Below are 23,029 nucleotides of genomic sequence, written 5' to 3'. Positions count from 1 at the left end.
GGGTCTCGCGTTCGGGGCGGACCGGACAGGCCATGCCGTCCAGGGCGGTCAGCTTGCGCACCGCCTCCTGGAGCAGCCGGCCGGCCGTCTCCCCCCCCCCCCCCCGGGCCCCCCGCGCCCCCCCGCCCCCCCCCCCCCGACCGGTATGCGGCGGGGATACGATCTGCCTCGCCATGCAGACGCAGAAGAATCCCGCGGACACCGCCCCCACGTACTCCAGCCTGGTCGCCCTCGGCGACTCCTTCACCGAGGGCATGTCGGACCTGATGCCCGACGGCACCTACCGCGGCTGGGCAGACCTCCTCGCGGCCCGGATGGCCGCCCGCGCGCCCGGCTTCCGGTACGCCAACCTGGCGATCCGCGGCAAGCTGATCGGCCAGATCCTCGACGAGCAGGTCGGCCTCGCCGCCGAGATGGGCGCCGACGTGATCACGCTGGTGGGCGGCCTCAACGACGCGATGCGGCCGAACTGCGACCTCAAGCGGGTCACCGGGATGCTCGAGGAGGCCGCCGAGCGGCTGGCCCCGGCCTGCAAGCAGCTGGTGCTGATGCGCAGCCCGGGGCGGCAGGGGCCGGTCATGGAGCGGTTCCGTCCCCGCATGGAGGTCATCTTCGAGACCCTCGACTCGCTGGCCTCGCGGCACGGCGCGGTGCTGATAGACCTCTACGGGGCGCCGTCGCTGGGCGACCCCCGGGTGTGGGACGTGGACCGGATCCACCTCAACCAGGAGGGTCACCGGCGGGTCGCCGAGGCGGTGTGGCAGGGGCTCGGGTACGACCCGGAGGACCACGAGTGGCACGTGCCGATGGCCGCCACTCCCCCGGACCCCTGGCTGCGGCGCCGGGTCGCCGACGCCCGGTTCGCGCGCGTCCATCTCCTCCCCTGGATCGCCCGCCGCCTCACCGGCCGCTCCTCCGGCGACGGCCTCCTCCCCAAACGGGCGGACCTGCTGCCCTACGAGTGAGGTCGCGGCGTCCCGCGCCCCGCGCTCCGGCTCCGGCTCCGGCTCCGGCTCCGGCTCCGGTGTGACGCGGGGGCGCCACGGGTACGTTCGTCCCCGGCGCGGAGCACCTCCGTGCCGGGGCGGAGGAGAGCGGCATGAGGACCCGTCGGCTGGGGCGCAGCACCGTCGAGGTGACCGAACTCGGGTTCGGGACCGGCCCGCTGGGCGGCCTGTACGAGCCGCTCGACGACGCGACGGCGGCGGGCGCCCTGTCCGCCGCCTGGGACGCCGGGATCCGCTTCTTCGACACCGCGCCGCACTACGGGATCGGCCTCGCCGAGCGGCGGCTGGCCGGCTTCCTGCGCGAACGGCCCCGGGACGCCCTCACCCTGTCGACCAAGGTCGGCCGGCTCCTGGTGCCCCAGGACCCGGCCGGGCGCACGGACGAGAGCTTCGAGGTGCCGGCCACGCACCGCAGGGAGTGGGACTTCTCCCGCGACGGCGTGCTGCGCTCCGTGGAGGAGTCGCTGGCCCGGACGGGCGCCGACCGGGTCGACGTGCTCCTCCTGCACGACGCGGAGCACCACTTCGAGGACGCCCTGCGCACCGGCCTGCCCGCCCTGGCCGAGCTGCGGGCCCAGGGCGTGGTGGGCGCCGTCGGGGCCGGGATGCACGACACCGCCCTGCTCACCCGGCTGGTGCGGGAGCACGACGTCGACGTGGTGATGCTGTCCGGGCGCTGGACCCTGCTCGACCAGCGGGCGGCGCACGAGCTGCTGCCCGCCTGCGCCGAACGCGGGGTCTCGCTGCTCGCCGCCTCGGTCTTCAACTCCGGGCTGCTCTCCACCCCGCGTCCCTCCCCGGACGCGTTCTTCGACTACGCCGCCGCCTCCCCGGAGGTCGTCCACCGCGCGCGGCGCGTCGCCGACCTCTGCGCCGCGCACGGGGTGACCCTGCCGGAGGCGGCGCTGGCCTTTCCGCTGCGGCACCCGGCGGTTGCGGGCGTGGTGGTCGGCATGCGGTCGGCGCGGGAGGTGCGGGCCGACGTGGCCGCGTTCGGCAAGGAGGTCCCCGAGCGGCTGTGGTCCGACCTGCTCGCCGAAGAGCTGCTCGACCCGCGGGCGGCGACCTGACGGACCGCGGTCCCCGTCCCGGCCGGTGGCGCCGGTCGTGTCCGGCGACTCCGTCCCGCGCGTGGCGCCGTCCCGCCCGGCGGCTCCGTCCCGCCCGGCGGCTCCGGACGGGACGGCGGCTCCGGACGGGACGGGGCCGGTGATCAGAAGGGGTAGCGCGCGGTGGCGCCGCGGACGGTGACCCAGCGGGTCTCGGTGAACGCCTCGACGTTCGCCGCCGCCCCGCCGAACCGGGATCCGGTGCCCGAGGCCCTGACCCCGCCGAACGGGGCCACCGCCTCGTCGTTCACCGTCTGGTCGTTGATGTGCACGATGCCGGTGGGGATGCGGTCCGCCACCTCGAGACCGTGCATGACGTCCTTGGTGACGATGCCCAGCGAGAGCCCGTACTCGCTGTCCCCGGCGATCCGCACCGCGTCCTCGACGGAGTCGACCCGCGTCACCGGGGCGACCGGCCCGAAGACCTCCTGCGCGAAGGCGGGCGCGGTCAGGGCCATGTCGGCCAGGACCGTCGGCCGGTAGAACAGCCCCTCGTAGGTACCCCCGGCGGCCACCTTCGCCCCGTCGGCGGCGCTCGCGGTGACCAGGCCGTGGATCTTGTCCCGCTGCCCGGCGTCGATGATCGGACCGAGCGCGACGTCGCCCCCGGCCGGGTCGCCGACCGGCAGGCTCCGCGCCTTCTCCGCGAGCGCGGCGACGAAGTCGTCGTAGACGGCGCTCGCCACCAGGTGGCGTCCGGTGGTCATGCAGATCTGGCCCTGGTTGAAGAAGGAGCCCCAGGCGGCCAGGTTGACCGCGTCCTCCACGTCGGCGTCGTCGAGGACCAGCAGCGCGGAGTTGCCGCCGAGTTCGAGGTGGGCGCGCTTGAGGTGCCGGCCGGCGAGCTCGCCGATGTGCCGGCCGACGGCGGTGGAGCCGGTGAAGGAGATGACCCGCACGTGCGGGTCGACGACCAGCGCCTCGCCGACGTCCGGACCGCCCGGCAGCATCTGCAGGACGCCCGCGGGCAGGCCGGCTTCCTCGAAGATCCGGGCGATCAGCGTGCCGCCGGTGACCGCGGTACGCGGGTCCGGCTTGAGCAGGACCGCGTTGCCGAGGGCCAGCGCGGGGGCCACCGAGCGGATCGCCAGGATGATCGGCACGTTGAACGGGGCGATCACCGTGACCACGCCGGCCGGGACGCGGCGCGCCATGGACAGCCGCGGCTGCTCGCTCGGCAGCAGCTCGCCCAGCGGGCGGCCGGGCAGCGAGGCGGCCTCGTAGCACTCCTCGGCGGCGGTGTGCAGCGCGAACCCGGCCATGCCGGGGACGGCGCCGACCTCACGGATGTTCCAGCCGGATATCTCGTCGGCGTGCTGCTTCCACAGGTCGCCCGCCCGCCGGAGCACGGCGGCCCGCTCGGTGTACGGCAGGGCGGCCCAGGCCTGCTGCGCCTCGGCCGCGTGGGCGGCGGCCTCGGCGACGTCCTGGGTGTCGGCCGCGCCCATCCGGCCCAGCTCGGCGCCGGTGGCCGGCTCCACGACGGCGTAGTCGCCGCCGCGGCCTGCCACCCAGGCGCCGTTCTTGAAGATCTTGCCCTGCCAGTCGACAGAGTCCAGAAGTGCCACAACGATTCCTTCCGTACAGAACTACTGGTGCGGGGCGCCTGTCCCGGTGCGGGTGCGGGTGCGGGTGCGGGCAACGAGGTCGTGCGGCGCATCGTGCTGCGGGGCACGGGCCGAGTCAACGAGTAGTTCCACTTACAGGAACCGCGTTCCGGATAGGCTGTGCGGCATGACCGCAGCCCCGCAGCCGGCGGCGCCCTCCGGCACCGGCGCCCAGGCCCTCGAGCGGGGCCTGGCGATCCTGACCGCGCTCGCCGACGGACGCCGGCCGCTCGGACTGGTCGAACTGGCCGACGCGACGGGGCTGAGCAAGAGCACCTGCCACCGCTACGTGGCGAGCCTGGTGGCCCTGCGCTACCTGGAGCAGGAGGACGGCGGCCGCAAGTACCTGCTGGGTCCCGCGGCGATGCATCTCGGCATGGCGGCGGTGGGGACGCTGGACGTCGCGCGGGTCGGTGCCCGGAGCGTGCAGGCGCTGGCGGACGAGACCAACCACACCGTCAGCCTGACCGTCCTGGACGGCGCGGACATCGTCTACGTCGACCGCCGCCGCCCGAGCCGGGCCGGCTTCCGCATCGAGCTGAACGTCCAGATCGGCACCCGGCTGCCCGCCTACTGCACGTCGATGGGCAAGGTGCTGCTGGCGTACCGCGACCCCGCGTCCGTGCGGGCCGTCCTGGACCGGATCGACCTGGCGCGCCGCGGGCCGCGCACCATCACCGCCCGCGAGGAGCTGGTCGCGGCGCTGGCGGAGATCCGGCGGACGGGTCTGGCCCTCAACGACCAGGAGCTCACGGCCGGGTTGCGGTCGGTCGCCGTGCCGGTGCGCGACCGTCACGGGAACGTCTGCGCGGCGCTGGGCGTCGCCGTCCACCTGAGCGCGTGGAACGCGACGGCCGAGGCCGTCGTGACCCGCCTGGAGGGGCCGCTGCGCCACGCGGCGCAGGAGATCTCCCGGCGGATGGGCCACCTCGAGTGACGCCGGGACCCGCACGGCGGGATGCGGTTCCGGCACATGGAACCCCGTAAGGTGGCGACCTGCCGGAAGTCGTCCGATCCTCCGGTCACGACGTCCGGCGACCCGGCCCCGGGTGAGGAGCGACAGTGATGACCCCGGCCCCCTTCGTCCGTCAGCACATCGCCGGCACGTGGACCGACTCACGCAACGGACGCACCTACGAAAGCCTGGACCCCTGGTCCGGCGAGGTGGTGGCGGTCGTCGCCGCCGGCGACCAGGACGACGCGCGGGCCGCGATCGAGGCGGCCGACCAGGCGTTCGCCGACTGGTCGCGGGCCCTGCCCCACGTCCGTCAGTCGGTCCTGCTGCGCGCGGCGGACGTCCTGGAACGGCGGCGCGAGGAGATCCTCGTCCTGCTGGCCCGGGAGACGGGCTGCACCCGCCACTTCGGCGACGTCCAGCTCGACTTCGCGCTGTCCCTGCTGCGGCAGTCCGCGGCGCTGCCGTACGCCGCGGACGGGCAGCTGATCCCGTCCGACCGGCCGGGCACGCGGTCGATGGCGATCCGCCGGCCGGTGGGGGTGGTCGGCGCGATCGCCCCGTGGAACGCGGCGCTGGCGCTGACCGGCCGCGCGATCGTCGGCCCGCTGGCCCTCGGCAACACGGTGGTGCTCAAGCCCTCCCAGGAGGCGCCCGCGTGCGGGGCCCTGTGGGCGGAGATCTTCGAGGAGGCCGGACTGCCGCCGGGCGTGCTGAACGTGGTGACGCACGCCCCGGGCGAGGCCTCGCTGATCGGCGACGAGCTGATCGCGAACCCGCTGGTCCGGCGGCTGAGCTTCACCGGCTCCACCGCCACCGGCCGGCGTCTCGCGGAGGCGGCGGGCCGGCACCTCAAGCGGATCCTGCTCCAGCTCGGCGGACAGAACCCCATGATCGTCCTCGACGGGGTGGACCTCGACCACGCGGCCGCCGCGACCGCCTACGGCGCCTTCGTCCACCAGGGCCAGGTCTGCATGGGCGCCCGGCGGATCTTCGTCGAACGCTCCATCGCCGACGCCTTCCTGGAGCGTCTCGCCGCCAGGGTGTCCTCCCTGCCGACGGGCGACCCGCTGGACCCCGGGACGGTGATCGGACCGGTGATCAACCAGTGGGCGCTGTCGACGATCGGCCGCCGGGTCGAGGAGGCCGTGGCGGCCGGCGCGCGGATCGTGGCGGGCGGGACGGCCGCGCCGCCCTGCTACCCGGCGACGGTGCTGACCGACGTGCCCGAGGACATCGAGCTGGCCCTGGACGAGACCTTCGGCCCTGTGGTGGTCGTCACCGTGGTGGAGGACCGCGACGAGGCCGTCGCCCGGGCCAACGCCTCCGGTTTCGGCCTCGCCGCGGCCGTCCTGGCGGCGGACTCCGTGCAGGGCCTGGAGGTCGCCCGCCGGATCGACGCCGGCATCGTCCACGTGAACGACCAGCCGGTGAACGACGAGCCGCAGGTGCCGTTCGGCGGTACCCGGGACAGCGGCTGGGGCCGGTTCGGCGTCGGCTTCGTGGCCGAGGACTTCACCGAGCTGCAGTGGGTCACCACCCGGGACACCCCCCGCACCTACCCCTTCTGAGACAGCCGTCGCCGGATCCCGGGGCGGCCGCCCCGGGGCACCGGGCGGCCCTTGGCGTTTCCTACGAACGGGCCCGCGGCGTCGACCTGCAGGAACGAACAGTAGAATCCGGTTACGTGACTTCTCCCGCCAAGCCCCGCATTCCGAACGTCCTCGCCGGACGCTACGCCTCCGCCGAGCTCGCCACGCTCTGGTCGCCCGAGGAGAAGGTGAAGCTCGAGCGCCGGCTCTGGCTCGCCGTGCTCCGGGCGCAGAAGGACCTCGGGATCGAGGTGCCGGAGGCCGCCCTCGCCGACTACGAGCGCGTGCTCGACCAGGTCGACCTGGCCTCCGTCGCCGAGCGCGAGAAGGTCACCCGGCACGACGTGAAGGCCCGGATCGAGGAGTTCAACGACCTCGCCGGTCACGAGCAGGTCCACAAGGGCATGACGTCCCGCGACCTGACCGAGAACGTCGAGCAGCTGCAGATCCGTCTCTCCCTCGAGCTGGTCCGCGACCGTGTGGTGGCCGTGCTGGCGCGCCTGGGCCGCCTGTCCGCCGAGTACGGCGAGCTCGTGATGGCCGGCCGGTCCCACAACGTGGCCGCCCAGGCCACCACCCTCGGCAAGCGCTTCGCCACCGCCACGGACGAGCTGCTGGTGGCGTACCACCGCGTCGAGGAGCTGCTGGGCCGCTACCCGCTGCGCGGCATCAAGGGCCCCGTCGGCACCTCCCAGGACATGCTGGACCTGCTCGGCGGCGACGCCGGCAAGCTCGCCGAGCTCGAGGACCGCATCGCCGCCCACCTCGGCTTCGGCCAGGCCTTCACCTCGGTGGGCCAGGTCTACCCGCGCTCCCTGGACTACGAGGTCGTCACCGCCCTCGTGCAGCTCGCCGCGGCCCCGTCCTCGCTGGCCAAGACGATCCGTCTGATGGCGGGCCACGAGCTGGTGACCGAGGGCTTCAAGCCGGGGCAGGTCGGCTCGTCCGCGATGCCGCACAAGATGAACACCCGCTCCTGCGAGCGCGTCAACGGCCTGATGGTGATCCTGCGCGGCTACGCCTCGATGACCGGCGAGCTGGCCGGCGACCAGTGGAACGAGGGCGACGTCTCCTGCTCCGTGGTCCGCCGCGTCGCGCTGCCGGACGCGTTCTTCGCGCTGGACGGCCTGCTGGAGACCTTCCTGACCGTCCTCGACGAGTTCGGCGCGTTCCCCGCCGTGGTCGCCCGCGAGCTGGACCGGTACCTGCCGTTCCTGGCCACCACCAAGGTGCTGATGGCCTCGGTGCGGGCCGGCGTGGGCCGCGAGGAGGCGCACGAGGCCATCAAGGAGAACGCGGTGGCCTGCGCCCTGGCCATGCGCGAGCAGGGCGCCGAGCGCAACGAGCTGCTGGACCGGCTGGCCGCCGACGCGCGCATCCCGCTGGACCGCGCGGCGCTGGACGCGCTGATGGCGGACAAGCTGTCCTTCACCGGTGCGGCCGCGGACCAGGTCGGCGTGGTCGTCGCCCGCGTCGAGGAGGTCCTCAAGCAGCACCCGCGGGCCGCCGCGTACACCCCCGGGGCGATCCTCTGACCGCGCTCGGCGACCACCGGTGAGCCCCCGCTTCACCCGCGAGGAGCTCGAGGCCGCCCGCGACCGCATCGTCCCCGACGTGGCCGCGGGCGGCCTGCGCGTACTGTTCTGCGGGATCAACCCGGGGCTGATGACGGCCGCCACCGGACACCACTTCGCGCGCCCGGGCAACCGGTTCTGGCCCGTCCTGCACCGGTCCGGCTTCACGCCGCGGCCGCTCGACCCCTCCGAGCAGCGGGAGCTGCTGTCGTACGGGCTGGGCATCACCAACGTGGTGGAGCGGGCGTCCGCGCGGGCGGACGAGCTCACCGCGGAGGAGTACCTGGAGGGCGGGCGGATCCTCGAGGCCAAGACGGAGCTGCTGCGGCCGCGCTGGCTCGCGGTCCTGGGCGTCACCGCCTACCGGGCCGCGTTCGGCGACCGGAAGGCGGCGGTGGGCCCGCAGGAACGGGTGCTGGGCGGCGGCACGGGCGTGTGGGTGCTCCCCAACCCCAGCGGCCTCAACGCCCACTGGAGCCTGCCGGCCATGGCCGAGGAGTACGCCCGCCTGCGCGAGGCCGCCGAGGAGCCGTCCGGCCGGTGAGCCGGCCCGGGCATGCGCAGGTGCCCGGGCACGGGCAAGGCACGTGTGGGTGCCCGGGCATGCGGCTACATCACCCGGTCCGACAGCACACGCTCGAGAGCGGCCCGGCCCGCGGGACCCCAGGCCGGCTTGCCACCCGGAAGGCCGCGGTCCCCGTTCTGGCCCATGAGCATGAGGAACAGGCCCTTCAGAGCGGCCAGCCCGCGGGCGCGCCGGATCGTCCCCTCGTCCGCACGCGCGTACGCGTCGAAGAAGCGCGGGACGGCGCCCGCGGGGAGGATCACCCATGCGGCGGCGAGGTCCCAGGCCGGATCGCCGGAGAACACGGCATCGAAGTCGATCACGCCTGAGAGCGTCCCGTCGGAGACGACCACGTTCGCGGGGTGCAGGTCGCCGTGCACCCACAGGGGCGGGCCCTCCCACTCGGGTGACGCGACGGCGTCGTCCCAGACGGCACGAACGCCGTCGGCGAGACCGGCGAGCGCGGCGGGGGCCACGGCGTTGAAGAAGTACTCGAAGCCGTCCGTGCACTTGTCGGGGTGACCGCCGCGGTCCTCACTGATCGGCGCGTCCTCGGGGGCCTCCGTGTGGAGCGCGCTCAGGAACGCGGCCAGCGTGTCGGCCGCGTCGTCGCCGCGGCCGATGGAGGAGTGGTCCAGCGGCTCGCCCGGGACCCACGTCATGACCGCCCAGGGCCTCGGAAAGCGTGGGGACGGTTCACCGGTCCGTACGGGGCGGGGAACCGGAAGCGGCAGGCGGGGGCCCAGCACGGGCAGCCACCGGCACTCCTTGCGCAGGAGCGCCGAGGAACCTTCCTGACGCGGCATACGCACGGCCAGGTCGTCCCCGAGGCGCCACATCTGGTTGCCCCACCCGCCCACCACTTCGCGCAGCGACTGTCCCGCAAGGTCCGGATGCTGCTCCAGCAGCAGGTCGTGCACGAGGTCCGCCGTGATGTCGATCTCGTCGTCGGTCATGCGAAGTCACCCTAGCGAGGCGGGGGTTCGGCCCGGACCCGCGGCCTCACATCCGGGATCTCAGGACGTCGACCTCGCAGCCCGGTGCGAAGGGGTCGAAGCCGTGCTCGGCCAGCCAGCGCACGGCCAGCAGGCTTCGCATCGACCACCACGCCTGGATCACGTCGAGGTCGAGGTCGGCGCCGTAGCCGGTGAGGACGTCGTCGAGGTGCTCCTCGTGCCCCAGCGTGAAGGTGGCGAGGTCGTACAGGGCATCACCCTGGCCCGCCTCGGACCAGTCGATGACGCCCGTGACCTCGTCGCCGTCGAGGAAGACGTGCGCGATCTGCAGGTCGCCGTGCGTGAACGCCGGTGTCCACGGGCGGAGTGCGGCCTCGGCGACCTGGCGGTTGCGGGTGACCAGGTCGGCGGGCAGGACGCCGTTCGTCACGAGCGCCTCGCACTCGGCGTCGAGTTCCGCCGCCAGCGCGACGATGCTCCGGCCGGCCCGGCCCGGCCGGGGCGGCAGCGGCGCGTCGTGCAACTGCCGCATGGCGGCGCCCGCGGCGGCCCATGCCGTCGGCGACCCGGTCGACGGCCCGCCGAGGCGCCCGAGCGTCGCCCCCGGAACTGCGGCGAGCGCGAGCACGGGCGGCTTGTGCCACAGGACCTGGGGGGTCGGGACGGGCGCCAGCGACATCGTCTCGACCTCGACGTCGATGCGGGTCCGGTCGGCGTCCACCTTGAGGAACACGTCTCCGACGCGCAGCGTCGCCCGCTCGGAATGGGCGACGACGACTTCCACCTCGTCCATGGACGACCAGTGTCCCGGGGCGGACGGCCGGTGTCCCCGGATTTTCGAGGCCCGCGGTCCGGCGTTCGGTCCGGTGAAGGGCCGGCGCCGCGCGGACGACACGCCCGCGCCACGCCTCGCCTACGGCGGGTCCTCCGTGGTGACCACGGCGAGGAGGGCGTGCGGGGGTTCGTGGCCGTGGCGGGAGACGCCGAGGGCCAGCCAGCGGTCGTCGGCCCACCAGAGGTGGACCTCCGTCAGGTCCTCGCAGAGCCAGCCCCACGGCTCGGGTATCTCCTCCCCCGCCTCGCCGGCGCGGATCAGCGCCCCCCAGAGGCCGACCCGTTGCGGCTCCCCCCACCGCGCCGACAGGCGCTGCGCGAGCGCCTCCCGCTCGTACTCGTACTCCGCCGCCGCCTCCGCCGCCAGGCCGGGGTCGCCTTCGGAGCAGCCCCCGCCCAGGAGCTCGGCCGCCCGCCATCCCGGGCCGCACCGGGCCAGGGCGGCGCCGCGGTCCGGGTCCGCGCCCTCCTCCGGCAGGTCCGAACCGCACAGCCGTTCCACGACGGCGACATGACGTGCGATGCTCATGCGTTCCAGTAAACCCGCCGCCACCGACAACTGCCGTTGCGTCAGGCCCTGCCCGGCCACGGACCCGTCCGGGTCGCAACCCGAGGTAACCGGATCCCCGCCCTCGCCGGGACCTTGAACGACGAGTAACATCCGGCCAACACCTCGCGAGCTGGGAGGACGGACCAGTGGGACGCCTGACCGGCGGTGACCCCTCGCTGCTGCGGCGGATCAACTCCGCCGTGGTGCTGCACGCGCTGCGCGCGGTCGACTTCGCCACCCTCACCGAGATCACCCGCGTCACCGGCCTGTCGCGTCCCACCGTGGAGGGCGTGGTCGAAGGCCTGATCCAGGCGGGCCTGGTGACGGAGGCGGCGGCGGACGAGAGCGCGACACGCCGTCAGGGCCGCCCCGCCCGCCGGTTCCGGTTCCGTGCCGAGGCCGGCCACCTGCTGGGGCTGGAGATCGGCGCCCACCGGGTGACCGCGCTCCTGGCGGACCTGGACGGGCGCGTCCTGGACAGCATCACCAGCGAGGTGGCGGAGACCGCCCCCGCGGACGACCGCATCGACTCCCTGCGCACCGCCGTCAACGAACTCCTGCGCCGCGCCGGGGTCTCCGGCGGCTCGCTGCGCGCGGTCGGCGTCGGCACCCCCGGCATCGTCGAGGCGGACGGCACGGTCCGCCTCGGCACGGCGCTGCCCGAGTGGACGGGTCTGCGGCTCGGCGAGCGGCTCAGCCGTTCGTTCAAGTGCCCGGTGCTGGTGGAGAACGACGCCAACGCCGCCGCGGTGGCGGAGCACTGGAAGGGCGCGGCCGTCGATTCGGACGACGTGGTCTTCGTGCTGGCCGGCCTCAGTCCCGGGGCGGGATCGCTGATCGGCGGGCGGCTGCACCGGGGGTTCGGCGGCGCGGCGGGCGAGATCGGGGCGCTGCACCTGCTGGGCCGTGAGGCGACGCCCGAAACGCTGCTGTCCACCGAGGGCGAGCCGCTGCGTCCGCTGGACGAGCAGGCCGTGGCCCAGGTGTTCCAGCACGCCCGTGACGGCGACGAGGGGTCCCGGGCCGCGGTCGACCGGTTCATCCGGCGGCTGGTCCACGACGTGGCGGCACTGGTGCTGGCGATGGACCCGGAGCTGGTGGTGGTCGGGGGCTGGGCGGCGGGGCTGGACGACGTGCTGGAGCCGCTCCGCGGCGCGCTGTCCCGGTACTGCCTGCGCACACCGCGGGTGACCCTCTCCCAGCTCGGGGAGGCGGCCGTCGCGACCGGGGCACTGCGTCTCGCGCTGGACCACGTCGAGGAGCAACTGTTCGCGGTGGACAGCACGGTGACCGCCCGCCGGTGACCACGCCGGGTGACCGCCCGCGGAATCGACAGCGGGCGGTCACCGGGCAGGACCAACACCGCCGGTGCGGTGGCCACGGGTGCGGTCAGTGCGGGTGCGGTCACCGCGACGGGTCAGGAGACCTGCCGCTCCCTGTCGTGGACGATGCGCACGTCGCCGGCCGCGCCGAAGGTGAGCCGGCAGGTGTCGGCCCGGTAGGTGGCCACCGACACCGCCGCCGTCCGCCCCTCGGCGAAGAACCGCGTGGTGACCATCAGCACCGGGGCTCCGGGCAGCCGGTCGAGGTCCTTGGCGTCCTCGGCGCGGGCGGTGCCCAGCTCCACGGCGCGGTCCTGCCCCTCCAGCGTGAGCCGCTGGAGCTCCCGCAGCACCGCGCGGGCGCGGGCGGGTCCGCCGGGCACGTCGATGGCCGTCAGCTCGGGCACCGAGCGGGCGGGCACGTGCAGGAGCTCGGCCGCGACGATCTGCCCGTGCGCCGACAGCGAGCGCCGCACGGTGTGCACCGTCTCGTCGCCGGCGACACCCAGTGCGGCCGCCGCGGCGGCGGTCGCGGCGCCCTGCGTGCAGTCGGCCGGTTGCCAGGCGTCCCCCGGCGCCCCTGGCCACAACGGCCGTTCCGTCTCCACGGCCACGCCGACGCGCGGCGGGGCGACGGTGGTGCCGACGCCGCGGCGGCGCTGCAGGCGGCCTTCCAGTTCGAGTTGTTCGAGAGCCTGACGGAGCGTGGCCCTGGCGACGCCGAAGCGCGCCGCGAGCTCCCGTTCGTTGGGCAGCACCTCGCCCACCGAGAACTCGGTGTCGAGTGCCTGGCTCAGCACGGTCCGCAGATGCCAGTACTTCGGCTCCGACACCGCTTCCAGCTGCGTGGTCCCCACCCTGTCCTCCACGGTGCGCGTGGCCGGCGACGTTTTTGACGCCCTTGTTTATTAAAGGTTGTTGAACTTTCCTGCGACCATAGGACGCCCCCCAAACCTGGTCAAGACCAATCCTGGAACCTGGGGAGAAAACGGGCAGGGAACGCCACACGACGTTCATGAGACGTTCGCGATCGAAGGCGGCCGGTCGAGGACGGCCAACCGGCACCGGAGAGCAGGCCCTGGGCCAGGTTGCGACCGCGATGGCGATCCGGGCCTTCCGAAGCCACGAGGAGGAGGGTCGCCCGCGCTGCGCGGGCATCGCCGCGATCCCGACGTGCGGGAAACCGAACGGCACCTGACGCCCCGGGGCCGGTGAGGGCGTCGGCCCCTACCCGTCGGCGGTCGTTGCTGACAAGCTGTCAGCCGGTTCGACGTGCCCGCGACCCACCCCTGGACGAGGAGCAGCCCATGCCCGACACCGTCTCCTTCGAGGTGCCCTCCGTCGGCGGCCCGAGGACCGTGACCCTGGCCTGCGAACGGCGGGGCGCCGGCGAACCTCTCCTGCTGCTGCACGGCATAGGTCACCACCTCCAGGCATGGGACCCGGTGAGCCGGATCCTGGCCGCGGACCGGGAGGTCATCGCCGTGGACCTTCCGGGCTTCGGCGCCTCCCCCGCGCTGCCGCAGGGGCTGGAGTACGACCTGGCGACGGTCACAACGGTGCTGGGCGGCCTGTGCGAGGCGCTGGACGTCGGGCGGCCGCACGTGGCGGGCAATTCGCTCGGCGGGCTGCTCGCGCTGGAGATGGGCCGCCGCCGGCTCGCCCGCACGGTGACCGCGCTCTCCCCTGGCGGGTTCTGGTCGCCGGGCGAGTGGCGCTACGCCGCCTCGGTGCTGCGGGTGATGCGGGAGGGCGCCTCGCGGCTGCCGCTGCCCGTCGTCCGGCAGTTGGCCCGCTCGGCCGCCGGGCGGGCCGCACTGACCGGCACCTTCTACGCCCGGCCGGGCCGTCGCGCGCCGGAGGCGGTGGTCGCCGAGACCCTGGCGCTGAAGCACGCGCCGGGCTTCGAGGCGACCCTGCGCGCGGGCGCCGGACTCACCTTCACCGACGACCTGCCGGGGCTCCCGGTCACCGTGGCCTGGGGCGACAAGGACCGCCTGCTGCTGCCCCGTCAGGGCGTGCGGGCCAAGCGGATCATCCCGAAGGCCCGACTGGTGCGCCTGCGGGGCTGCGGGCACGTGCCGATGAACGACGACCCGGCGCTGGTCGCCCGGGTGGTCCGCGACGGCAGCGGCAGCGGCAGCGGCAGCGGGGCCACGGAGGGCTGAATGGCCCGGCCGGGTGACCGCGGAGCGCGTTGTTCACCTCCGGTTTCCGTGCGGGCCGCGCGGCGGGAGTAGGTGTTGCTGCGCACGGCGGCAGCCGCTCGCGCCGTGTGCCGTTCCACCGGGTCCCGCACCCCCGGCTTCCGGTCCGCGGGGGCCGGTCCACCGTGTCCCGCACCGCCGGCCGCCGGTACGCCGGGGCCCGCGCGGGGCCCGGTCCCGGCCCGTTCCCGTCCCGCTCCTTCTTCCCGTTCCTGGAGGCGCCCCATGCCCGACCCGTCGACCCAGTCGCCCGCCCCCGCACGCCGCGGCGTCCTGCGGGGCGCACTCGCCGCCTCGGCGGCCCTCGCGCTGCCCGCGGGTCTCGGCTCCGCCGTCCCGGCGTTCGCGCTCTCCGGCCGCCCCCGCGCCGGGTGGGGCGTGCAGGCCGGTGACGTGACCTCCGACTCGGGCCTGGTCTGGGTGCGGTCCGACCGCCCGGCCCGGATGGTCGTCGAGGTCTCGCCGACCGAGTCGTTCCGCAGGGTGCGCCGCGTGCCGGGCCCGCTGCTGGGCGAGGGCACGGACTTCACCGGCACCACGCGGCTGCGCGGCCTGCCGCCGGGCGAGCAGATCCACTACCGGGTGGTGCTGGCCGACCCGGACGACCCGCGCCGCACCGGGGAGCCGGTCACCGGCACCTTCCGCACGGCTCCCGCGCGGCGCCGCGACGGGGTGCGGTTCCTGTGGTCGGGTGACATCGCGGGTCAGGGCTGGGGCATCAACCCGGACATCGGCGGCTACCGGATCTTCGACGCGATGGGCCGGCTGGACCCCGACTTCTTCCTGCTCAGCGGCGACAGCGTCTACGCCGACGGGCCGATCGCCGCCACGGCGGCACTGCCGGACGGACGGCTCTACCGGAACCTGGTCACCGAGGAGAAGTCCAAGGTCGCGGAGACCCTGGCCGAGTTCCGCGGCAACTTCCGCTACAACCTGCTCGACGAGAACCTGCGCCGCTTCAACGCGCGGGTGCCGAGCATCGTGCAGTGGGACGACCACGAGGTGCGCAACAACTGGTACCCGGGCCAGGTGATCGCCGACACGGACGCCCGTTACACCGAGAAGCGCATCGACGTGCTGGCCGAGCGGGCCCGCAGGGCGGTGAGCGAGTACTACCCGATCTCCACGCTCACCCCGGGCGCCCGCGAGGGCCGCGTCCACCGGGTGGTGCGCCACGGCCCGCTGCTCGACGTGTTCGTGCTCGACATGCGCACCTACCGCAACGCCAACTCCGCCGGAACCGACGTCGTCGATCCGCAGGGCATTCTCGGCCGCGAGCAACTGGACTGGCTGAAGCGTGAGTTGGCCCGGTCGCGCGCGGTGTGGAAGGTGATCGCCTCGGACATGCCGCTGGGTCTGGTGGTGCCGGACACCACCGAGGGGCTGCGCAACGTCGAGGCGGTCGCGCAGGGCGATCCGGGGCAGCCGCTGGGGCGCGAGCTGCAGATCGCGGAGCTGCTGCGGTTCGTCAAGCACCGTCGCATCACCGGCACGGTGTGGCTGACCGCGGACGTCCACCACACCTCGGCGCAGCACTACCAGCCCTCGCGGGCGGCGTTCACCGACTTCGAGCCGTTCTGGGAGTTCGTCTCCGGCCCGCTCAACGCGGGCGCCTTCCCGGCGAGTGCCCTGGACGGCACCTTCGGACCGGAGCGGGTGTTCGTGAAGGCTCCCGCCACCTCCAACGTCTCCCCGGCCGACGGCTACCAGTTCTTCGGCGAGGTGGAGATCGACGGCGACAGCGGCGAGATGACGGTCCGGCTGCGCGAGCAGGACGGGGCGGTGCTGTTCACCAAGGTGCTGCAACCGGGTCTCGTCGGCCAGTAGGCCCGCGGCGACCCTCCGGCCTCTCCGGCCTCGCCGGTCCCTTCGGCGGCCGGAAGCCCGACCGCGGAAGGCCGTCAGGGCAGTTGTCGGTGGTCGCCTCTACGGTCCTCCCATGACGCGATCACTGCAGGCCGTGGCCTATGCGCGTCCCTCCGCGCTGCGCTCCACCGCGGAGGGACGGCTCCTGGGACTGGAGACCTCCCGGGGCGCGACGCCCACAGGTGTCCAGGACCACCCCGGCTTCTTCTCCGGCTTCCTCACGCACCCCCAGGCGGCCTCCGCGGGTCTGTTGGCGGTGGCCGACGTGGCGGCGGCCCGCTACCACCAGCCCCAGGCGCGCGCCTCGCTCGACCCGGTGGTGACGGGCAACGGCGACCGGCTCCGCTTCGAGTCCTTCTCCGGCTGCTGCGGCGTGTACGCCCGCCTCGACGTCCTCGACGACGGCCTGGACGGCGGGGATGTCGGTCACGGCACCACCAACGTCGACGTCAACAACCCGCTGCGGGAGGCTCTTTCGCGGGTGGGCGCCCTCGACCCGGTCCATCTGCGAGTGGGTCCGGACGAGTTGACGGTGACGACGACGGACGGCCCGGTCGTCGAGAAGAAGGTCCCGCTGCCGGACCGCTGGCTGCGCGGCTTCGCGGAGTCGCAGGTGGTCGCGGCCGGTTTCGAGCTGCGGGCGGAACTGCCGGCCGCCGAGGCGGTCCGGTTCCTGCGGTCGCTGCCGCGCGGCCGGGGCCGGGGCGGTGCCTCCTGGGTGGTGCCCGCGGGGCGGGGGCTGCGGCCGACCACCAGGCCGGTGCCGGGCGCCGTGTGCCTTCCGGGGCCGGAGCGGCTGGCCGCCCTGCAGCGGGTGCTGCGCCACGCGACCGCGCTGCGGGTCTACGGGCCCGCCGTGTCCGGCACGGACGCCGCCGCGAGCGCCTGGGAGGCGGTGCTGCCGGGCATGCGGCTCACCCTGACCCTGTCGCCGGACGCCTCCCGCGGCTTCTCCGGAGAGGGCGGTGTCCTCGACGCGCTGGCCTCGGGCGACGCCGCCGAGGACGCGGAGCTGATATCCGTGCTGCTGGCGTGGGAGCCGCGGATCGACGTCGCCGACCTGGCGGCCGCCTCCGGCCTGACCGCCGAGCGTGTGCGCGCCGCCCTGGTGCGGCTCGGCACCTCCGGGCGGGTGGGCTACGACCCGGCCGAGGCCGCCTACTTCCACCGTGAGCTGCCGTACGACGCCGGCCGGGTGGAGCGGCACAACCCGCGGCTGCGGGACGCCCGGGCGCTGCTGGCGGCGGGCGCGGTCGTCCTGGACGGCGCGACCGGCACGGTCACCGCCGAGGACGGCCACCGGCACCGGGTGCGCGAGGAGAACGGTGCGCTGACGTGCACCTGCCTGTGGTGGGCGAAGTACCGGGGCGGACGCGGGCCCTGCAAGCACGCGCTGGCGGTCCGGATGGCGCGACGGGAGGGGCGGTCGTGACGAAGGCGACGACGGAGCACGAGGTGTGCGCGGCGGTGCGCGAGGGCGCGACCGACCGTGCGGCCGCTCTGCTGGCGGCGATGCACGCGGGCGAGCTGGTCCCGGAGTGGGAGCGGCTGCGCAAGGAGCTCCGCCAGGAATGGGGCCGGCAGCGGCAGGTGTATCCGGCCCTCCATCTGGCCGGGGCGGCCTCCCTGACCGGGGCGGCGGCGGTCGCGACATGGCTCACCGCGGCCGACTTCCGGTGGGCGGCGGCCCCGGTCGGCCTGTTGCTGGGGGCGCTGCGGGACCGGGAGCCGCAGTGGCTCGCCGACGTGGCCCGCCGGGTCGCCGCGCGCCCGGTCGCCGCCGGCGTCGACCACGCCCTGCTCGACGGGCTGGCACGGCTGGCCGACTGTCCGCCACCGGTCACCGAGGCGTCCGTGCACGCCTGGATCCAGCACGTCAACGGCGCCTGGACGAAGCGGGACGGCGTCGACGCACGCATCCGCGCCACACGGCACCTCGCGGCGATGACCGCCGGCCTCTTCGCCACGGCCGACGCGGGCCGCGCGATGGCGAACCTGTACTCCGCCGACGACGGGGACAGCTGGGTCACCGTGCTGGCGCGGCTCACCGCCGAGGGCGTCCTGGAGCGGCGGGCGATGGTGGAGGACTGCGTGGCTCGGCTGCTGCGCGGCGGCCCGGCCGCCGACCAGCGGGTGTTCCACAACCTGCTGACCGCGCTGGAACTCACCGGGGAGGAACGCCGGGCGCGGACCGCCGACTGGTCGGCGCTGGCCGCGGACGGGATCCCGACGGTCGCCGCCCACGCCCAGGCGGTGCTGGGCGAACTGGCCTTGGCCGGGGACCTCCCCGACCAGGAACTGGCGGACCTGTCGGCCTCGGTGTTCTTCCGGCCGGAGAAGAAGCTGGTCCGCGCCCAGCTCGTCCTGCTCGGCAAGGTGCTGTCCGCCCGGCCGGACGCGGCGAACCTCCTGCTACCGGGCCTCTCCCATGCCTTCGGGCAGCCGGACGCCGACGCGCAGGAGCGGGCGCTCCGGCTGCTGGAACGACACCTGGACAAGGTGACCGACGAGGAGGCGCGCGGGGAACTGGGCCACGCGGCCGCCCAGTTGTCCCCGGCGCTGCGCGTCCGTGCGCTGACGGCGCTGGGCCTGGAGGCGCGCGACGAGACACCGGAGGCCTACGAGGAGACGCTGCCGCCGGTGCCCGCCCCCGCCCGCCTCGCTCCGGCCCCTTCCTCGCCGGCCGAACTGGTCGAGGAGACCGGCGCGTTGCTGGCCCGGCGCGATGCCGACGTGGCGTCCTTCGAGCGGGTGCTGGACGGCTTGGTCCGCCTCGCCCACCGGGACCGTGCCGCGCTGCTGGACGCCTTGGCCCCGGTCCTCGCCCGCACCGAGTGGTACGACGCGGCACCGGACAGCTGGAGGACGCCCGAGCGCTACTTCGCCGTCGACGTCGCCTACTGCGACGCCCGGCATCTCGTCGAGATGCTGCTCGCCGCGTCGACGGGCCAGGTCTCCGAGGAGGTGCTGCGACCGGGCACGCACGGCACCGCCCCCGCCAGGCACTGTGCCCACAGCCCGCTGTGCCTGGCCCTCGACGCACGGGTCAGGGAGGTCGCCCACCGGATGCGGGCCGGTTCGGTCCCGCCCTTCCTGCTGTCCACGCCCACCTGGAGCACCGGGTCCGTCGATCCTTCGGAGCTGGTGGACCGGCTGGAGCTGTACTCCGCCGCGGGGGTCGTCCCGCTGCGGAACGACTTCGCCCAGGCGCTCCTGCGGGTACGCCGCGCGGACCGGCCGGCGGCCGAGGCGGCGGCCGCGCGCGCGGCGACGCTGGTGACCCCGGAGGGCGAGCACCTGGCCCGCTGGTTGACCGCGTCCGATCCCCTCCCCGCGACACCCGAACGGCGGACGGTCGACCGGCGGGTGCGGCCGGGACTGGGCGAGTGCCCCGCGCTGCTGAAGGACTTCCCCGGCGCCTTCGCACGTCTGGGCGAGCCGGTGCCCGCCGACGTACAGCGCTTCTGGTGCTACCACTTCGAGGACGGTGCCCGGCCGCACCTGCTCGCCATGCTCCCCGAGGACCGCGAACTGCTCGCGGTACGGCTGGTGCACGACGCGATCGCCTCCGCCGTGCAGGACCAGCGGCGCGGCGCGGCGGTGCTGCCCCAGCTTGCGGAGTCCGGCGGGCCCGCCGGTCCGGCCACCCACCTGTGCGTGGCCTACGGGCTCGGCTCCCGTCATCCCGAGGACCGGCTGGCCTCCGTGGACGCCCTGCTGGTGCTGGCGGCACGCGGGCAGCTCGACCCGGAACGTCTGGGGGCCGACCTCGGCGAACTGGTGACGCTCGGCGCGGTCAAGGCGACACGGCTCGCCGACTCGCTGCGCACGGCCGCCGCCACCGGGGCGTCCGCCACCGTCGGCGGGGTGCTCCGGCACGCGCTGCCGGCGCTGCTGGCCGAGGGCGTGGAGCCGGCCCGGGGACTGGGCGACCTGCTGGGCATGGCCGCGGAGTGCGCGGAGCGGACGGGCTCCACGGGGGCGGTGCCCGGTCTGGACCGGGTCGCCGACCGCTCCGGCTCCTCCCGGCTGGTGCTGGAGGCGCGACGGCTGCGGGCGGCACTGAGCGGGGAGGCGGTCCGATGACCACGGGAGGCGAGCCGGTCGCGGCGATCCGCGCCGGCGACACGGTGCGCACGCTGGACCTGCTGGAGGGCCTGTCGGCCGCGGAACGCCGGTCGGTCGTACCGGAGTTGCGGGGGCTGCGCGCGGAACTGCGACGTGACCCGTGGGCCGGCGCCTCGCGGACCGCCTACCCGCCGCTGCTGGCGGCGGGGGTGGCGTGCATGCGGGGAGCGGCCGCCGTCGCCTCGTGGCTCACCGGCCCGGACCTGCGGTTCGGGGCCGGGAGCACCGTGACGGCACCGACGGTGCTGCGGCTGGTGGAGGACCGGGGAGCCGACTGGCTGGCCGATCTGGCGGGGCGTCTCGCGGCCCGGCCCTCGTCGGCCGCGGTGTCCTTCGAGCTGATGTCCGGCCTGGTCCGGCTGGCCGACTCCCCGCCACCGGTGACCGAGGGCTACGTGACCGGCTGGGTCCGCCACCGTACCCGGGCGGTGCGGGCCGAGGACGGCACCCTGCTGGAACGCCTGCGCGGCGACGGGGACCTGCGGTCGATGGTGGGCGCGCTCTTCGAGATCGAGGACATGGGTCTGCTGCTGGACGGGTCCGGCGCGTGGTCCGGCGCCCTCCTGGCGCTCACCGGCGAAGGGCTGCTGCCCAGGGAGGTGATGATCGACGGCTGTCTGTCCCGGCTGCTGCGCGGTGGAAGGGCGGGCGATCTGCGGTTCTTCCAGCACCTGTTGATCGGACTCGAACTCACCGCCCGGGAGCGGCGCGAGCGGGTCGCCGACTGGCGGGCGCTGGCTGCCGACGGGCCGTCCACCGTGGCCGCTCACGCCCGGACGGTGCTCGGCGAGCTGGCGCTGGACGGCACGCTTCCCGCGGGCGCTCTCGCGGAGATCTCGGCGGCGGTGCTGTTCCGCCCGGAGAAGAAGCTGGTGCGCGCCCAGTTGACGCTGATCGGCAGATATCTGTCCGGGCGTCCGGGGGCGGCGGGCGAGCTGCTGGCCTGCCTCGGTCCGGTCCTCGGCCACCAGGACGCGGCCCTGCGCGACCGCGCCCTGGCCCTGATCGCGCGGCATCTGCCTCCGCCGCCCGGCGGGGGCGAGGTCCGCGAGGCGCTGGCGGCGGACGCCGCGTCGCTGCCCGCCGCCCCGCGTGAGCGACTGCTGCGGGTGCTCGGCCTGGGCGCCGGGGCCGACGCCGTGGTCGAGCCCTACGTCGAGGCCCTGCCGCCGGTGCGCGCACCGCGACGTCTGGCTCCGCCTCCGGCCACCGCCGCGGAGGTGGCCGAGGAGACCGGCGTTCTGCTGGCTTCCGGCGGGCGGGCCGCCGGGGACGTCGCCGCTTTCGAGCGGACCCTGGACGGTCTGGTGCGCTGGGCGCACCGGGACCGCGAGGCGCTGCTCGGGGCGCTCGAGCCGGTGGTCGCCACCCGGTGGTGGTCCGGCGGCGGGCGCTCGCCCCGGGACGGCATGTGGGGCCACAGCCGCTTCACCCACCACTTCCCCGGCGCCTTCGGCATCGAGCACGGTGTCGATCTCCTCCTGGCGTCGCTGCACTTCGCCGTGAAGCTTTCCGCGCTGCACTCGGCGGTGATGAACGCGGGCCCTGAGTACACCTGCGTGCACGGACACCTGGCGCGCGCCTTCCAGATCCGGCTGTGGGAGGCGGCCCATCGGCTGCGCACCGATCCGCAGCCCTTCCTGCTGTCCACTCCGACCTGGGACGACGGCTCGCTGGAGCCCGCGGAACTCGTCGGTGGGCTGGAGGAGTACCGGCGGCTGGAGGCACGCGTCGGGGAGAACGACTTCGCCCAGGCGCTGCTGCGTCTGCGGCTCACCGACCCCGCGGCCCGCGCGGCGGCGGCCGGGCGGGCCCGCGCCCTGGGCACTCCGGAGGGCGAGCGGCTGGCCCAGTGGCTGGACGCGGGCGGTCCCGGGCTTCCGCAGGGCCGGACGGTGCCGGCGGGCGACCTCATCGGGGTCGAGTACGCGGAGGCGCCCGCGTTGCGGCGCCTTCCGCGGGGCTTCCGCGGGCTGGGCATGCCGGTCGGCGCGCAGGGGTGCGACCGCACGTACTGTCCGGCCCGCGGCACCGGCCTCGAGGCGTACTGGCCCGCCCTGCTGCCGGGCCACCGCGAGCTGGTGGCGGCGCGTACCCTGCGCACGTTGTCGGCCTCCGTGTACCGGGACGGCCCGGCCGACACCGGGCTGCTGCCGAGGCTGGCGGAGTCGGGCGGCGGTCCGGGGCCGGCGCTGCGTCTGTCGGTCGCCTACGGGATGTTCGCCCGGTCCGCCGAGGACCGTCTGCCGGCCGTGGACGCCCTGCTGCTGCTCGCCGCGCGGGGCGACCTGGACGCGGAGGCGACGGGGGCCGACCTGGCGGCACTGGTGCTGTCCGGCACGGTGGTGCCCTCCCGGCTCGCGGAGGCCCTGCGCACCGCGGCCGACGGCGGCGCCGGACGCACCACGTGGTCGGTGCTGCGATACGTGCTGCCGCCACTGCTGGAGGCGGCCGAGCCGGTGAACACCCGTGCCCTCGGCGACCTGCTGGCGGTCGCCGCCGACTGCGCGGAGCGGATCGGCGCGCCGGACGCCGCGCCGGTACGGGGTGTGGACGCGGTGGCGGAGCGCGGCGGGTCCTCCCGCCTGGTCGGGCAGGCCCGCCGGCTGCGGGCGGCGACGGCCACGAGCACGGACCCGTCCGCGGTCGACGGTTCCCGGTCCGCGGAGGCCTTCGTGTGAGATCCCCCATAGCGGACAGAAGCGCGCTTAACCGGGCGGTCACAATCCGTTCGTGATCACGCAACACCCAACCCTC

17 protein-coding genes are annotated in these 23,029 nt (G+C 75.0%); 12 read left to right on the top strand and 5 right to left on the bottom strand.

Features of this window, described 5'->3' with window-relative positions:
* Nucleotides 1-173 precede the first annotated feature (173 nt).
* On the top strand, nt 174-965 hold the full coding sequence (locus ACFRAV_RS26880; protein WP_382558973.1) for an SGNH/GDSL hydrolase family protein: 792 nt from the start codon (nt 174-176) through the stop codon (nt 963-965).
* Between the two features lie 134 nt (nt 966-1,099).
* Nucleotides 1,100-2,077: an aldo/keto reductase gene (locus ACFRAV_RS26875; protein WP_382558971.1), complete on the top strand. Its 978-nt coding sequence runs from the start codon at nt 1,100-1,102 to the stop codon at nt 2,075-2,077.
* A 143-nt stretch (nt 2,078-2,220) separates the two neighbouring features.
* Here the strand turns inward: ACFRAV_RS26875 and ACFRAV_RS26870 are convergent, their stop codons facing one another.
* Nucleotides 2,221-3,684, bottom strand: coding sequence for a benzaldehyde dehydrogenase (locus ACFRAV_RS26870; RefSeq protein ID WP_382558969.1), 1,464 nt, complete (start codon nt 3,682-3,684; stop codon nt 2,221-2,223).
* A 166-nt stretch (nt 3,685-3,850) separates the two neighbouring features.
* Here ACFRAV_RS26870 and ACFRAV_RS26865 point away from each other — a divergent pair, with 166 nt between their 5' ends.
* The 4 genes from ACFRAV_RS26865 (at nt 3,851) to mug (ending at nt 8,388) form a co-directional block, all read left to right on the top strand.
* A complete protein-coding gene (locus ACFRAV_RS26865) occupies nt 3,851-4,660 on the top strand; it encodes an IclR family transcriptional regulator (protein WP_382558967.1) in 810 nt (269 codons plus the stop codon).
* A 128-nt stretch (nt 4,661-4,788) separates the two neighbouring features.
* Entirely contained in the window at nt 4,789-6,249 is a 1,461-nt protein-coding gene (locus ACFRAV_RS26860) for an aldehyde dehydrogenase family protein (RefSeq protein WP_382558965.1), read from the top strand.
* Nucleotides 6,250-6,365: 116 nt separating this feature from the next.
* A complete protein-coding gene (gene purB / locus ACFRAV_RS26855) occupies nt 6,366-7,805 on the top strand; it encodes an adenylosuccinate lyase (RefSeq protein WP_382558963.1) in 1,440 nt (479 codons plus the stop codon).
* Nucleotides 7,806-7,824: 19 nt separating this feature from the next.
* Nucleotides 7,825-8,388, top strand: a complete 564-nt coding sequence (mug, locus tag ACFRAV_RS26850) for a G/U mismatch-specific DNA glycosylase (RefSeq protein WP_382558961.1) — start codon at nt 7,825-7,827, stop codon at nt 8,386-8,388.
* 65 nt (nt 8,389-8,453) lie between these two features.
* On the opposite strand, the gene ACFRAV_RS26845 is transcribed toward mug, so the two are convergent.
* The 3 genes from ACFRAV_RS26845 to ACFRAV_RS26835 form a co-directional block, all read right to left on the bottom strand.
* Nucleotides 8,454-9,365: an aminoglycoside phosphotransferase family protein gene (locus tag ACFRAV_RS26845; protein WP_382558959.1), complete on the bottom strand. Its 912-nt coding sequence runs from the start codon at nt 9,363-9,365 to the stop codon at nt 8,454-8,456.
* A 46-nt stretch (nt 9,366-9,411) separates the two neighbouring features.
* A complete protein-coding gene (locus ACFRAV_RS26840) occupies nt 9,412-10,158 on the bottom strand; it encodes a phosphotransferase family protein (RefSeq protein WP_382558957.1) in 747 nt (248 codons plus the stop codon).
* A 120-nt stretch (nt 10,159-10,278) separates the two neighbouring features.
* Nucleotides 10,279-10,728, bottom strand: coding sequence for a hypothetical protein (locus ACFRAV_RS26835; protein WP_382558955.1), 450 nt, complete (start codon nt 10,726-10,728; stop codon nt 10,279-10,281).
* Between the two features lie 167 nt (nt 10,729-10,895).
* Here ACFRAV_RS26835 and ACFRAV_RS26830 point away from each other — a divergent pair, with 167 nt between their 5' ends.
* Nucleotides 10,896-12,053 (top strand): ROK family transcriptional regulator, encoded by a 1,158-nt coding sequence (locus ACFRAV_RS26830; protein WP_382558953.1) that lies wholly within the window; start codon nt 10,896-10,898, stop codon nt 12,051-12,053.
* 113 nt (nt 12,054-12,166) lie between these two features.
* Here ACFRAV_RS26830 and ACFRAV_RS26825 read toward each other — a convergent pair whose 3' ends face one another.
* Nucleotides 12,167-12,928, bottom strand: a complete 762-nt coding sequence (locus tag ACFRAV_RS26825; protein ID WP_382558951.1) for a GntR family transcriptional regulator — start codon at nt 12,926-12,928, stop codon at nt 12,167-12,169.
* 450 nt (nt 12,929-13,378) lie between these two features.
* On the opposite strand from ACFRAV_RS26825, the gene ACFRAV_RS26820 reads away from it, so the two are divergent.
* The 5 genes from ACFRAV_RS26820 to ACFRAV_RS26800 all read left to right on the top strand — a co-directional run bounded on the left by ACFRAV_RS26820 (nt 13,379) and on the right by ACFRAV_RS26800 (nt 22,953).
* Nucleotides 13,379-14,239, top strand: a complete 861-nt coding sequence (locus ACFRAV_RS26820) for an alpha/beta fold hydrolase (protein ID WP_382558949.1) — start codon at nt 13,379-13,381, stop codon at nt 14,237-14,239.
* A 264-nt stretch (nt 14,240-14,503) separates the two neighbouring features.
* Nucleotides 14,504-16,105, top strand: a complete 1,602-nt coding sequence (locus ACFRAV_RS26815) for an alkaline phosphatase D family protein (protein ID WP_382558947.1) — start codon at nt 14,504-14,506, stop codon at nt 16,103-16,105.
* A gap of 112 nt (nt 16,106-16,217) precedes the next feature.
* Entirely contained in the window at nt 16,218-17,576 is a 1,359-nt protein-coding gene (locus ACFRAV_RS26810) for an SWIM zinc finger family protein (RefSeq protein ID WP_382558945.1), read from the top strand.
* Complete coding sequence (locus ACFRAV_RS26805; RefSeq protein WP_382558943.1) at nt 17,573-20,230, top strand: DUF6493 family protein; 2,658 nt, start codon at nt 17,573-17,575, stop codon at nt 20,228-20,230. Before ACFRAV_RS26810 ends, ACFRAV_RS26805 begins: the two co-directional genes overlap by 4 nt.
* The gene (locus ACFRAV_RS26800) at nt 20,227-22,953 is read left to right on the top strand and encodes a DUF6493 family protein (protein WP_382558941.1); all 2,727 of its coding nucleotides are present in this window, start codon (nt 20,227-20,229) and stop codon (nt 22,951-22,953) included. Before ACFRAV_RS26805 ends, ACFRAV_RS26800 begins: the two co-directional genes overlap by 4 nt.
* Nucleotides 22,954-23,029 lie beyond the last annotated feature (76 nt).

Source organism: Streptomyces sp. NPDC056600 (assembly GCF_042792855.1).
GTDB lineage: Bacteria > Actinomycetota > Actinomycetes > Streptomycetales > Streptomycetaceae > Streptomyces.
The sequence above is the reverse complement of the archived record's forward strand: the minus strand, read 5'-3'. Positions and strand labels throughout refer to the sequence as shown.

What these genes read in the sequence shown, in the direction of transcription:
- ACFRAV_RS26880 (WP_382558973.1), top strand. Translation starts at nt 174, where the DNA reads ATGCAGACGCAGAAGAATCCCGCGGACACCGCCCCCACGTACTCCAGC.
- ACFRAV_RS26875 (WP_382558971.1), top strand. Translation starts at nt 1,100, where the DNA reads ATGAGGACCCGTCGGCTGGGGCGCAGCACCGTCGAGGTGACCGAACTC.
- ACFRAV_RS26865 (WP_382558967.1), top strand. Translation starts at nt 3,851, where the DNA reads ATGACCGCAGCCCCGCAGCCGGCGGCGCCCTCCGGCACCGGCGCCCAG.
- ACFRAV_RS26860 (WP_382558965.1), top strand. Translation starts at nt 4,789, where the DNA reads ATGACCCCGGCCCCCTTCGTCCGTCAGCACATCGCCGGCACGTGGACC.
- ACFRAV_RS26845 (WP_382558959.1), bottom strand. Translation starts at nt 9,365, where the DNA reads ATGACCGACGACGAGATCGACATCACGGCGGACCTCGTGCACGACCTG.
- ACFRAV_RS26840 (WP_382558957.1), bottom strand. Translation starts at nt 10,158, where the DNA reads ATGGACGAGGTGGAAGTCGTCGTCGCCCATTCCGAGCGGGCGACGCTG.
- ACFRAV_RS26835 (WP_382558955.1), bottom strand. Translation starts at nt 10,728, where the DNA reads ATGAGCATCGCACGTCATGTCGCCGTCGTGGAACGGCTGTGCGGTTCG.
- ACFRAV_RS26820 (WP_382558949.1), top strand. Translation starts at nt 13,379, where the DNA reads ATGCCCGACACCGTCTCCTTCGAGGTGCCCTCCGTCGGCGGCCCGAGG.
- ACFRAV_RS26815 (WP_382558947.1), top strand. Translation starts at nt 14,504, where the DNA reads ATGCCCGACCCGTCGACCCAGTCGCCCGCCCCCGCACGCCGCGGCGTC.
- ACFRAV_RS26810 (WP_382558945.1), top strand. Translation starts at nt 16,218, where the DNA reads ATGACGCGATCACTGCAGGCCGTGGCCTATGCGCGTCCCTCCGCGCTG.
- ACFRAV_RS26800 (WP_382558941.1), top strand. Translation starts at nt 20,227, where the DNA reads ATGACCACGGGAGGCGAGCCGGTCGCGGCGATCCGCGCCGGCGACACG.